This is a genomic window from Pseudomonas sp. S2_C11, from assembly GCF_054668395.1.
The window spans coordinates 4,973,446-4,986,571 of sequence record NZ_CP162765.1 but is presented as its reverse complement, the minus strand read 5'-3'; the positions used below and the strand labels follow the sequence as shown (position 1 = coordinate 4,986,571).

Annotated in this window: 9 protein-coding genes; all 9 read left to right on the top strand. The window is 61.5% G+C overall.

Features of this window, described 5'->3' with window-relative positions; genetic code table 11:
• Nucleotides 1-82: 82 nt before the first annotated feature.
• The 9 genes from AB4N48_RS22430 to gltB all read left to right on the top strand — a co-directional run bounded on the left by AB4N48_RS22430 (nucleotide 83) and on the right by gltB (nucleotide 13,115).
• Nucleotides 83-1,147, top strand: a complete 1,065-nt coding sequence (locus AB4N48_RS22430) for a pilus assembly protein PilM (RefSeq protein ID WP_056787331.1) — start codon at nucleotides 83-85, stop codon at nucleotides 1,145-1,147.
• The gene (locus tag AB4N48_RS22425; RefSeq protein ID WP_056787334.1) at nucleotides 1,147-1,713 is read left to right on the top strand and encodes a PilN domain-containing protein; all 567 of its coding nucleotides are present in this window, start codon (nucleotides 1,147-1,149) and stop codon (nucleotides 1,711-1,713) included. Before AB4N48_RS22430 ends, AB4N48_RS22425 begins: the two co-directional genes overlap by 1 nt.
• Nucleotides 1,710-2,333, top strand: a complete 624-nt coding sequence (gene pilO / locus AB4N48_RS22420; protein WP_041477570.1) for a type 4a pilus biogenesis protein PilO — start codon at nucleotides 1,710-1,712, stop codon at nucleotides 2,331-2,333. Before AB4N48_RS22425 ends, pilO begins: the two co-directional genes overlap by 4 nt.
• Nucleotides 2,330-2,854, top strand: coding sequence for a pilus assembly protein PilP (locus tag AB4N48_RS22415; RefSeq protein WP_041477571.1), 525 nt, complete (start codon nucleotides 2,330-2,332; stop codon nucleotides 2,852-2,854). Before pilO ends, AB4N48_RS22415 begins: the two co-directional genes overlap by 4 nt.
• A gap of 13 nt (nucleotides 2,855-2,867) precedes the next feature.
• A complete protein-coding gene (gene pilQ / locus AB4N48_RS22410) occupies nucleotides 2,868-4,946 on the top strand; it encodes a type IV pilus secretin PilQ (protein WP_315434785.1) in 2,079 nt (692 codons plus the stop codon).
• 4 nt (nucleotides 4,947-4,950) lie between these two features.
• Nucleotides 4,951-5,469, top strand: a complete 519-nt coding sequence (gene aroK, locus AB4N48_RS22405) for a shikimate kinase AroK (RefSeq protein WP_024011270.1) — start codon at nucleotides 4,951-4,953, stop codon at nucleotides 5,467-5,469.
• Between the two features lie 152 nt (nucleotides 5,470-5,621).
• Complete coding sequence (gene aroB / locus AB4N48_RS22400) at nucleotides 5,622-6,722, top strand: 3-dehydroquinate synthase (RefSeq protein WP_073471604.1); 1,101 nt, start codon at nucleotides 5,622-5,624, stop codon at nucleotides 6,720-6,722.
• A gap of 10 nt (nucleotides 6,723-6,732) precedes the next feature.
• Nucleotides 6,733-8,319, top strand: coding sequence for an AAA family ATPase (locus tag AB4N48_RS22395; protein ID WP_056787348.1), 1,587 nt, complete (start codon nucleotides 6,733-6,735; stop codon nucleotides 8,317-8,319).
• A gap of 350 nt (nucleotides 8,320-8,669) precedes the next feature.
• Nucleotides 8,670-13,115, top strand: a complete 4,446-nt coding sequence (gltB, locus tag AB4N48_RS22390; protein ID WP_150638042.1) for a glutamate synthase large subunit — start codon at nucleotides 8,670-8,672, stop codon at nucleotides 13,113-13,115.
• Nucleotides 13,116-13,126: the final 11 nt, after the last annotated feature.

Here is a 13,126-nt window from a genome sequence, read left to right as displayed (position 1 = left end):
GCGCTTCTGTCAAGACGGGGGTGAAGGAACGCAATGCGTATTACAGAGTCCGTAACTCACGGAAAGTCATAGGGAATTGGTAGTGCTGGGACTCTTCAATAAAAAGACCAATGCGTTACTGGGGATCGACATCAGCTCCACGTCGGTGAAGCTGCTGGAACTGAGCCGTCAGGGCGAGCGCTACCGGGTCGAGGCCTATGCGGTGGAGCCGTTGCCGGCGAACGCCGTGGTCGAAAAGAACATCGCCGACCTCGAAGGCGTCGGCCAGGCGCTGAGCCGGTTGCTGGTGAAAGCGCGAACCGGGGTCAAGAGCGTGGCGGTGGCGGTGGCCGGTTCTGCGGTGATCACCAAGGTCATCGAGATGGACGCCGGGCTGTCTGACGACGAACTGGAAAACCAGCTCAAGATCGAGGCCGACCAATACATTCCCTATCCGCTGGACGAAGTCGCCATCGATTTTGAAGTCCAGGGCGTCTCGCCGCGCAACCCGGATCGGGTCAACGTGCTGCTTGCCGCCTGTCGCAAGGAAAACGTCGAGGTGCGTGAAGCGGCGCTGGCGCTCGCCGGCCTGACCGCGCGGGTGGTGGACGTCGAGGCCTACGCCCTCGAGCGCTCGTTCGGTCTGCTGGCGACGCATCTGGCGGCCTCCCAGGAGCGCCTGACCGTGGCGGTGGTCGACATCGGTGCGACCATGACCACTCTCAGCGTCCTGCACAACGGCAAGATCATCTATACCCGAGAGCAATTGTTCGGCGGACGCCAGCTCACCGAAGAGATCCAGCGCCGCTACGGCCTCACGGTCGAACAGGCGGGCCTAGCGAAAAAACAGGGCGGGCTGCCTGACGATTACGTCAGCGAGGTCTTGCAGCCATTTCGCGAGGCGCTGGTGCAGCAAGTCTCGCGTTCGCTGCAGTTCTTCTTCGCCTCCGGGCAGTACAACGCGGTCGACCATATCCTGTTGGCCGGCGGCACCGCCTCGGTGCCCGGCCTGGACCGTCTGATCGAACAGCGGCTGGACACGCCGACGCAGGTCGCCAACCCATTCGCCGACATGGCCTTGGGCAGCAAGGTCAACGCAGGAGCGCTGGCCAGCGACGCGCCAGCCTTGATGATTGCCTGCGGGCTCGCGCTCAGGAGTTTCGACTGATGGCGCGGATCAACCTTCTCCCCTGGCGCGAGGAACGCCGCGAAGAACGGCGCAAACGCTTTCTGCTGGTACTTATCGGCGTGCTGGCCGGCTCGATCGGCGCGGTGCTGATTGCCGACCAGATCATCACCGCAGCGATCGAGCGGCAGATGGCGCGCAACGATTACATCGGCAAACAGATTGCCGTGGTCGACGAACGCATCAAACAGATCAGCGAACTCAAGGCGCGCCGCCAGCAATTGGTCGAGCGCATGCGCATCATCCAGGACCTGCAGGGCAATCGGCAGATCAGCGGGCGGGTGTTCGACCAACTGGCGCGTACCCTGCCGGACGGCGTGTATTTCACCGATGTGAAAATGGCCGGCAAGACCCTGTCCATCAGTGGCGCGGCGGAGTCGAACAACCGGGTCTCCGAGCTGATGCGCAATCTCGACGCGTCCGACTGGTTCGACGCGCCAAGCCTGAATGAGGTCAAGGCCACCAGCGCCGATCAGGTCGAACAGGCTAATGTCTTCCAGCTTACCGTCCGTCAGACTCAGCCCAAGGTTGTGGAGGACGAGCAATGAACGCCTCCGAATGGCTGCAAAGCCTGCGCAATATCGATTTCAACGACCTCGACACCAGCAACATCGGCTCCTGGCCCCCGGCGGTAAAAACCCTGTGCGGTGCGCTGGTGATGGTGTTGATCCTCGCGCTTGGCTATTACTTCTTTATCAGCGATATGGAAAATCAGCTCGACCTCAAGCGCGAAGAGGAAACCACCCTCAAGGAACAATTCGCCAGCAAGGCGCGGCTGTCGGCGAACCTTGAGCTGTATACCCAGCAAATGAAGGAAATGGAAAACACCTTCGGCGTGCTGCTGCGGCAATTGCCCAGCGACACCGAAGTGCCGGGCCTGCTCGAAGACATCACTCGCACCGGTCTGGGCAGCGGCCTGGAATTCGAAGAGATCAAGCTGCTGCCGGAAGTGACCCAGCCGTTCTACATCGAGCTGCCGATCCAGATCACCGTGACAGGCGCCTATCACGACCTCGCGACCTTCGTCAGCGGCGTCGCCGGGCTGCCACGAATTGTCACTCTGCACGATTTCGAACTGGCGCCAGCCAATCCCGAGGGCGGGACGAAGCTGCGCATGAGCATTCTTGCCAAGACGTACCGCTATAACGACAAGGGGCTGGAGAAATGACCCCGATTCGTTATCTCGTCCTGCCCATGATGCTGGCGTTAAGCGGCTGCGGTGGCGGCGATGACTTCAGCGACCTCGACGCGTACCTCAACGAAGTGCGCCTGCGTCCGGCGGGCAGGATTGAACCAACGCCGACATTCCGGTCTTACCCCACATTCACTTACAGCGCCGCCAACCTGCGCAGCCCGTTTTCGCGGCAGGCGCGGGTCGATCTGGCCGGGCAGAAACACGGTTCGCGCAACGTCAAACCCGACCCCAATCGGGTCAAGCAATACCTTGAAGGGTTCAATATCGAGCAGTTCGAAATGGTCGGCACGATTGCCAATGCCTCGGGCTCGTTTGCGCTGTTGCGCGGCGCAGGCGGGGTGCATCGTCTCAAGGTCGGAGACTACCTGGGCCGCAACGACGGCCGCATCGTCGCCATCAGCCCTACCCAGGTCGATGTCGTCGAGATCGTGCCCGACGGCGCCGGCGCCTGGCTGGAGCGGCCGCGCACCATTCCTTTGAAAGAGCACTCATAGTGGAAGTCGAATAATGAACAGGATTTTCTCCACCCTCGGTTTTTCGCTATGGATAGCGCTGGTGTCACCGATGGTAATGGCGGCCAGTCTGAAAGCGCTGGATGTTGCCGCGCTGCCGGGTGACCGCGTCGAACTGAAGCTGTCGTTCGACGGCCCGCCACCACAGCCCAAGGGCTACACAACCGAGTCACCGGCACGCATTGCACTGGATCTGCCGGGCGTGACCAGCCAGATGGCCAACAAGAATCTTGATCTGGGCAGCGGCAACGCGCGCACGGCCACGGTGGCCGAAGCCAAGGATCGCACGCGGCTGATTGTCAGCCTGACGCAGTTGGCGCCTTACAGCACGCGGGTCGAGGGCAATAATCTGTTTGTAGTGGTCGGTCAGGGCGCTTCCGCGACTGCGCCGCGCCCGGCCGTCGCTGCACCGCGTGCCGCCACGGCCGCCGCAGCACCGGCCAGACCGGCCGCGCAACGCAGCAGGGCGATTCGCGGCGTCGATTTCCAGCGCGGCACCGAGGGCGAGGGCAATGTGGTCATCGATCTCTCTGATCCGACCATCGCCCCGGATATCCAGGAGCACGACGGCAAGATCATCCTCAGCTTCGCCCGTACGCAACTGCCGGAAAAACTGCGCGTGCGCCTCGACGTCAAGGACTTCGCCACCCCGGTGCAGTTCGTCAACGCAGCGCTCACCGGCGATCGTACGGTGATCAGTGTCGAGCCCAGCGGCACCTTCGACTATTCCACATTCCAGACCGACAACAAGCTCACCGTGAGCGTTCGTCCGATGAGCATCGACGACCTGCAAAAGCGCAACGCCGACCGTCAGGCCTATGTCGGCGACAAGCTCTCGCTGAATTTTCAGGACATCGACGTGCGCTCGGTGCTGCAACTGATCGCGGACTTCACCAATCTCAACCTGGTGGCGAGCGACACGGTGCAGGGCGGCATCACGTTGCGCCTGCAAAACGTGCCGTGGGATCAGGCACTGGATCTGGTGCTGAAAACCAAGGGGCTGGACAAGCGCAAGATCGGCAACGTGCTGCTGGTCGCGCCGGCCGATGAAATTGCCGCTCGCGAGCGTCAGGAACTGGAATCGCAGAAGCAGATCGCCGAACTGGCGCCCCTGCGTCGTGAGCTGCTGCAAGTCAATTACGCCAAGGCAGCGGACATTGCCAAGCTGTTCCAGTCGGTGACCAGTGCCGAGGCCAAGGTCGACGAGCGCGGTTCGATTACCGTCGATGAGCGAACCAACAACATCATTGCCTACCAGACCCAGGATCGCCTCGATGAACTCCGGCGGATCGTCGCGCAGCTGGATATTCCGGTACGCCAGGTGATGATCGAGGCGCGCATCGTTGAGGCCAACGTCGATTATGACAAGAGCCTGGGCGTGCGCTGGGGCGGTTCGGTGCAGAACAAGGGCAACTGGAACGCGTCCGGGGTCAATGGCTCCTCGAGCACCATCGGTACGCCGGGCAGCACCGGCACCAACTCGCCGTTCGTCGACATGGGCACGGTCAACAATACCTCGGGGATCGGCATCGCGTTCATCACCGACAACGTGCTGCTGGATCTGGAACTGACGGCGATGGAAAAGACCGGCAACGGTGAAATCGTCTCGCAGCCGAAGGTAGTCACCTCGGACAAGGAAACCGCAAAAATCCTCAAAGGCACCGAGATTCCCTATCAGGAGGCCAGCTCCAGCGGCGCGACCTCGGTGTCGTTCAAGGAGGCTTCGCTGTCACTGGAAGTCACACCGCAGATCACCCCGGACAACCGCATCATCATGGAGGTCAAGGTCACCAAGGATGAGCCCGATTACCTGAACAAAGTGCAGGATGTGCCGCCGATCAAGAAAAACGAGGTCAACGCCAAAGTGCTGGTAAATGACGGCGAGACCATCGTAATCGGCGGCGTTTTTTCAAATACTCAGAGCAAGGTCGTAGATAAGGTGCCATTTCTTGGCGATGTGCCGTATCTTGGCCGCCTTTTCCGGCGTGATGTGGTTTCGGAGAAAAAATCCGAGCTGCTGGTATTTCTCACTCCGCGTATCATGAATAACCAGGCGATTGCTGTGAGTCGTTGATTCTGTGCGAAATTTGATACTTGTAGGACCGATGGGTGCTGGCAAAAGCACCATCGGCCGATTGCTGGCTAAAGAGCTGCGCCTGCCGTTCAAGGATTCCGACAAGGAAATTGAGCTGCGCACGGGTGCCAATATCCCATGGATCTTCGACAAGGAAGGCGAGCCCGGCTTTCGTGACCGTGAGCAGGCGATGATCGCCGAGCTGTGCGCGTTCGATGGCGTGGTGCTGGCGACCGGCGGCGGCGCAGTGATGCGTGATGCCAATCGCAAGGCCCTGCATGAAGGCGGGCGCGTGGTGTATCTGCACGCCTCCGTCGAGCAGCAGGTCGGCCGCACCTCCCGCGACCGCAATCGGCCGCTGCTGCGTACCGCCGATCCGGCGAAAACCCTGCGCGACCTGCTCGAGATCCGTGATCCGCTTTATCGGGAAATTGCCGATCTGGTGGTGGAAACCGACGAGCGGCCGCCACGCATGGTGGTGCTCGACATTCTCGACCGTCTCGCGCAGTTGCCACCCCGTTAAAGCATCGCCCGAAATGCGCTATCCTCGGCGTCCTGTCAGCGCCCGCCGAGGGTGTGGCGGTTGCCGGGCGAGCGGCGTCATACCGCTACAGGCCGCAGAACACCAATAATTTCAGGGCAGGACGCCTGCTTCCATCTTCACTGTGGGGACACATGCAGACACTCAAGGTCGATCTAGGCGAGCGCAGCTACCCGATTCATATTGGCGAAGGTCTGTTGGATCAGCCGGAACTGCTGGCGCCGCATATCCACGGGCGGCAGGTGGCAATCATCTCCAACGAAACCGTCGCGCCGCTCTATCTCGAACGTCTGACCCGCAGCCTTGCGCAGTTTTCGGTTATCTCGGTGGTGTTGCCTGACGGCGAAGCCTTCAAGAACTGGGAAACCCTGCAACTGATTTTCGACGGTTTGCTGACCGCCCGTCATGACCGCCGCACCACCGTGATCGCCTTGGGCGGCGGGGTGATCGGCGACATGGCCGGTTTCGCCGCCGCCTGTTATCAGCGCGGTGTCGATTTCATCCAGATTCCTACCACGCTGTTGTCGCAGGTCGATTCCTCGGTCGGCGGCAAGACCGGCATCAACCATCCGCTGGGCAAGAACATGGTCGGCGCGTTCTATCAGCCGAACGTGGTGCTGATCGATACCGCATCGCTGAAAACCCTGCCGGAGCGCGAGTTGTCGGCGGGCCTGGCGGAAGTCATCAAGTACGGCCTGATCTGCGACGAGCCGTTCCTGACCTGGCTGGAAGAAAACGTCGACGCTCTGCGCGCGCTGGATCAAACCGCGCTGACCTATGCGATCGAGCGTTCCTGCGCGGCCAAGGCTGCGGTGGTCGGCGCCGATGAAAAGGAAACCGGCGTCCGCGCTACGCTCAACCTCGGCCACACCTTCGGCCACGCCATCGAAACCCACATGGGCTATGGTGTCTGGCTGCATGGCGAGGCGGTCGCGGCGGGCACGGTGATGGCGCTGGAAATGTCCGCGCGCCTGGGCTGGATCAGCGAACAGGAGCGTGATCGCGGCATTCGTCTGTTCCAGCGGGCCGGCCTGCCGGTCATTCCGCCTGAAGAGATGAGCGAAGCCGATTTTCTCCAACACATGGCAATTGATAAAAAAGTGATCGACGGTCGTCTGCGCCTGGTGCTGCTGCGCCGGATGGGCGAAGCGGTAGTGACCGACGATTATCCGAAAGAGGTTCTACAGGCCACGCTGGGAGCGGATTACCGCGCCCTGGCTCAGCTTAAAGGTTAAAACGATTCCGATGACTAGTTTGCATGCCGACGAGGCGTTTCTCGGCCATTTCCAGTTAAGTCACGACCCGTTCGCGCCACGGGTGCCGGGCTTCAAATTCTTCCCGGCCCAGCGCAAACCGGTGCTGGGTCAACTGCATCACCTGGCGCGTTACAGCCAGTTGCTGCTGGTGGTCACCGGCCCGCAAGGCAGCGGCAAGACCCTGCTGCGGCAGGCGCTGGTGGCCAGCACCAATAAGCAATCGGTGCAGAGCGTGGTGGTTTCCGCCCGTGGCGCCGGTGATGCGGCCGGCGTGCTGCGCCAGGTGGCGCAGGCGCTGGATGTCGCTCAGGCCGAAGTCGGCGCGATTCTCGAGCAGGTGGTGCAACTGGGTCTGACCGGGCAGGAAGTCTATCTGCTCGTGGACGATGCCGAGCAGCTCGACGAGTCCGCGCTGGAAGCATTGATGGCGCTCGGCGCCGGCACGCCGGAAGGTCGTCCGCATGTGTTCCTGTTCGGCGAGTCGTCGCTGATCGCTCAGCTTGAGGCGTTGCAGCTCGAAGAAGAGCGTTTCCACGTCATCGAATTGCAGCCGTACACCGAAGAAGAGACCCGCGAATATCTCGACCAGCGGCTGGAAGGCGCGGGCCGGGGTGTCGAACTTTTCACCGCAGATCAGATCTCTGATATTCACGAAAGCTCCGAGGGCTGGCCGGGCAACATCAACCAGGTCGCTCGCGATGCACTGATCGAAGTCATGATTGCCAGCCGCTCCGCGGTCAAGCGTCCAAGTATGGGGTTCAACATGCCGAAGAAACACGTATTGGCGATTTCCGCCGTCGTTGTGGTCGCGGTTGCCGCCGCCTGGCTGATGCCGGGTCGCAGCAAGGCACCGACCACCGGTGCTCCGGCCAATGAACAGGCGCAACTGCCATTGGGTCAGGGTGCAGCGAACGGCGCCAACCCGTCCGTCGAATTCGCCGGCAACACCCAGCCGATGCCGCTGCCATTGGTCGGCAACTCGCAGCCGGTCATGCGTGGCCCGCTGGCAGAAGCCGCCGGTGGCATCACCGAAGGCGACGACGGCGTGCCCCTGGAAGGCTCCAGCGATACGCCGCCGACCGTAACCACCTCCGCACCGCCTGCGGGCGTTCCGGCCGGTCCCGCGCCGACACCGGCTCCGACTCCTGCCGCCAAACCGGCGCCAACCCCGGCACCGACGCAGATCGCCACAGCCAAGCCTGCTCCGGCCACCCCGGCGCCAGCTGCGAAACCGGCTCCTGCTCCGGCCAAGCCTGCCGACAAGCCCGTTACCGTGGCCAAGGCTGCCGGTGGCAGCTGGTACGCCGGTCAGCCGACCAGCAACTATGTCGTGCAGATCCTCGGCACCAGCTCGGAGACCGCCGCGCAGAACTTCGTCAAGGAGCAGGGCGGCGAGTACCGTTATTTCAAGAAAGTCCTCAACGGCAAGCCGCTTTACGTGATCACCTACGGCAACTTTGCCAATCGTGATGCGGCCGTTTCTGCCATCAAGGCCTTGCCAGCGAAGGTTCAGGCTGGTAAACCTTGGCCTCGCACTGTCGCCAGCGTCCAACAGGAACTGGCAACAACTCGCTGAAGATTCGGCGGCCTTACCCAGGCCGCCTCTCCCGGCACCTCAAAATCTCCATGAGTGCGCGCCGCCTGAAAGGGCCGCGTGCCTTGTGGTGTCTGCGTCACAGTAGTCTTTGAGTCGTTGCGGTCAAAATTAAAAAAGTTTTGACTAGCACAGCAGATCGCTTTAAACCTTTCACAAATGCGACATGAATTTGCGACAGTTCGTCGTCAAATTTGTGAGCCTCTGTGTCGCTGTGTACAATGACCACCCTTTTGCCCCCGCTAAGCCGGCGTACGTTCGGCGCGGAACGCAAGTGGTTGAATTGAAAAGAAATTTGCCTCGAGTAGAGGCAGCCTGGTGAGAAAGTGTCTATGAAAGCAGGTCTGTACCAACCAGATGAATTCAAGGATAACTGCGGTTTCGGCCTGATAGCTCATATGCAGGGCGAGCCCAGTCATACCCTTTTGCAAACGGCCATCGAGGCCCTGACCTGCATGACCCACCGCGGTGGGATTAATGCCGACGGCAAGACCGGTGACGGTTGCGGTCTGCTGATTCAAAAACCCGACGCCTTCCTGCGAGCCATTGCCCAGGAGAGCTTCGGTGTCGAAATGCCCAAGCAATATGCCGTGGGCATGGTGTTCTTCAATCAGGATCCGGCCAAGGCCGAAGCCGCTCGCGAGAACATGAACCGCGAGATCCTCGCCGAAGGCCTGCAACTGATCGGCTGGCGCAAAGTGCCGATCGACACCAGCGTCCTCGGCCGCCTGGCCCTTGAGCGCCTGCCGCAGATCGAGCAGGTCTACATCGGCGGCGAAGGCCTGAGCGATCAGGACATGGCCGTGAAGCTGTTCAGCGCCCGTCGCCGTTCGTCGGTGGCCAACGCCGCTGACACCGACCATTACATCTGCAGCTTTTCGCACAAGACCATCATCTATAAAGGCCTGATGATGCCGGCCGACCTGGCCGCGTTCTATCCGGACCTGAGTGACGAGCGCCTGCAAACCGCGATCTGCGTGTTCCACCAGCGCTTCTCCACCAACACCCTGCCGAAATGGCCGCTGGCGCAGCCGTTCCGCTTCCTCGCCCACAACGGCGAAATCAACACCATCACCGGTAACCGCAACTGGGCGCAGGCCCGTCGGACCAAGTTCACCAATGATCTGATGGATCTGGAAGAGCTCGGCCCGCTGGTCAACCGCGTCGGTTCCGACTCCTCGAGCATGGACAACATGCTCGAACTGATGGTCACCGGTGGCATCGACCTGTTCCGTGGCGTGCGGATGATCATTCCGCCAGCGTGGCAGAACGTCGAAACCATGGACCCGGATCTGCGTGCGTTCTACGAGTACAACTCGATGCACATGGAACCGTGGGACGGCCCGGCCGGCGTGGTGATGACCGATGGTCGCTACGCGGTGTGCCTGCTCGACCGTAACGGTCTGCGTCCGGCGCGCTGGGTGACCACCAAGAATGGTTTCATCACCCTCGCCTCGGAAATCGGCGTGTGGAACTACCAGCCTGAAGACGTGCTCGCCAAGGGTCGCGTCGGCCCGGGCCAGATCTTCGCCGTGGATACCGAAACCGGGCAGATCCTCGATACCGATGCGATCGACAACCGTTTGAAATCCCGTCATCCGTACAAGCAATGGCTGCGCAAGAATGCCCTGCGCATTCAGGCGACCATGGAAGACAACGACCACGGTTCGGCTTTCTACGACGTCGACCAGCTCAAGCAGTACATGAAGATGTATCAGGTCACGTTCGAAGAGCGTGATCAGGTGCTGCGTCCGCTCGGTGAGCAAGGTTACGAAGCCGTGGGCTCGATGGGCGACGACACGCCGATGGCCGTGCTGTCCCAGCGTGTGCGCACGCCGTACGACTATTTCCGCCAGCAGTTCGCGCAGGTCACCAACCCGCCGATCGACCCGCTGCGTGAAGCGATCGTGATGTCGCTGGAAATCTGCCTCGGTGCCGAGCGCAACATTTTCCAGGAGTCGCCGGAACACGCCTCGCGCGTGATCCTCAGCTCGCCAGTGATCTCTCCGGCCAAGTGGCGCTCGCTGATGAACCTCGACCGTCCGGGTTTCGAACGGGCGATCATCGACCTCAACTACGACGAAAGCCTCGGCCTCGAAGCGGCGATCCGCAACGTTGCCGATCAGGCTGAAGAAGCCGTGCGCGCCGGGCGTACTCAGATCGTCCTGAGCGACCGCCATATCGCCCCGGGCAAGCTGCCGATCCACGCTTCGCTGGCGACCGGTGCGGTGCACCACCGTCTGACCGAGAAGGGCCTGCGTTGCGATTCCAACATCCTCGTTGAAACCGCGACCGCCCGTGACCCGCATCACTTCGCGGTGCTGATCGGTTTCGGTGCCTCGGCGGTTTATCCGTTCCTGGCCTACGAAGTGCTGGGCGACCTGATCCGTACCGGTGAAGTCCTGGGCGACCTCTACGAGGTGTTCAAGAACTACCGCAAAGGCATCACCAAAGGTCTGCTGAAGATCCTGTCGAAGATGGGTATCTCGACCATCGCTTCGTATCGCGGTGCGCAGCTGTTCGAGGCCATTGGCCTGTCCGAAGAAGTCTGCGAGCTGAGCTTCCGTGGCGTGCCAAGCCGGATCAAGGGTGCGCGTTTCGTCGACATCGAAGCCGAGCAGAAAGCCCTCGCCGTCGAAGCCTGGAGCCCGCGCAAGCCGATCCAGCAGGGCGGTCTGCTGAAGTTCGTCCACGGTGGCGAATATCACGCCTACAACCCGGACGTGGTCAACACCCTGCAAGCCGCCGTGCAGCAGGGTGACTACGCCAAATTCAAGGAATACACCTCACTGGTGGACAACCGTCCGGTGTCGATGATTCGCGACCTGTTCAAGGTCAAGACCCTCGACACGCCGCTGGACATCAGTGAAGTCGAGCCGCTGGAATCTGTGCTCAAGCGATTCGATTCCGCCGGCATCTCGCTGGGCGCACTGTCGCCGGAAGCTCACGAAGCCCTGGCCGAAGCCATGAACCGCCTCGGCGCGCGTTCCAATTCCGGCGAAGGTGGTGAAGATCCGGCGCGTTACGGCACCATCAAGAGTTCGAAAATCAAGCAGGTCGCGACTGGCCGTTTCGGTGTAACCCCGGAATACCTGGTCAATGCCGAAGTGCTGCAGATCAAGGTCGCCCAAGGCGCCAAGCCGGGCGAGGGCGGGCAACTGCCGGGCGGCAAGGTCAACGGGCTGATCGCCAAACTGCGTTACGCAGTGCCGGGCGTGACCCTGATTTCGCCACCGCCGCACCACGATATCTACTCGATCGAAGACTTGTCGCAACTGATCTTTGACCTCAAGCAGGTCAACCCGCAGGCGCTGGTTTCGGTGAAACTCGTAGCTGAAGCGGGCGTCGGCACCATCGCCGCCGGTGTGGCCAAGGCCTATGCCGACCTGATCACCATTTCCGGTTACGACGGCGGTACCGGTGCTTCGCCGCTGACTTCGATCAAATACGCGGGCGCACCTTGGGAACTCGGCCTCGCTGAAACCCACCAGACCCTGCGCGGCAACGACCTGCGCGGCAAAGTCCGGGTGCAGACCGACGGCGGCCTGAAAACCGGCCTCGACGTGATCAAAGCGGCAATCCTCGGCGCCGAGAGCTTCGGCTTCGGTACCGCGCCGATGATCGCACTGGGCTGCAAATACCTGCGCATCTGCCACCTGAACAACTGCGCCACTGGCGTCGCGACGCAGAACGAGAAGCTGCGCAAGGATCACTACATCGGCACCGTCGACATGGTGGTGAATTTCTTCACCTACGTCGCCGAAGAAACCCGTGAGTGGCTGGCCAAGCTTGGTGTGCGCTCCCTCGAAGAGCTGATCGGTCGCACTGATCTGCTGGAAATCCTCGAAGGCCAGACCGCCAAGCAACATCACCTGGACCTGACCCCGCTGCTGGGCAGCGATCACATCCCGGCGGACAAACCGCAGTTCTGCGGCGTCGAGCGCAACCCGCCGTTCGATAAAGGTCTGCTGGCGGAGAAGATGGTCGAGCTGGCCGCGTCGGCGATCAACGACCTCAGCGGTGCTGAGTTTGAGCTGGATATCTGCAACTGCGACCGTTCGATCGGCGCGCGGATCTCCGGCGAAATCGCGCGCAAGCATGGCAACCAGGGGATGGCGAAAGCGCCGATCACCTTCCGCTTCAAGGGCACGGCAGGTCAGAGCTTCGGTGTGTGGAACGCCGGCGGTCTGAACATGTACCTGGAAGGCGACGCCAACGACTACGTCGGCAAAGGCATGACCGGCGGCAAGCTGGTCATCGTGCCGCCGAAGGGCAGCGTTTATAAAACTCAGGAAAGCGCCATTATCGGCAACACCTGCCTGTACGGTGCCACTGGCGGCAAGTTGTTCGCCGCCGGCACCGCAGGCGAGCGTTTCGCCGTGCGTAACTCCGGTGCCCACACCGTCGTGGAAGGCACTGGCGATCACTGCTGCGAGTACATGACCGGTGGTTTCGTCTGCGTGCTGGGCAAGACCGGTTACAACTTCGGTTCTGGCATGACCGGTGGTTTCGCCTACGTGCTCGATCAGGACAACACCTTCGTTGACCGGGTCAATCACGAACTGGTGGAAATCCAGCGGATCAGCGGCGAGGCGATGGAAGCCTATCGCAGCCACCTGCAGAACGTGCTGAACGAGTACGTCGCCGAAACCGACAGCGAGTGGGGTCGTGAACTCGCCGAGAACCTCGACGATTACTTGCGGCGTTTCTGGTTGGTCAAGCCCAAGGCTGCCAGCTTGAAAACCCTGCTTTCCAGCACTCGTGCCAACCCGCAGTGATATGCGCCTGA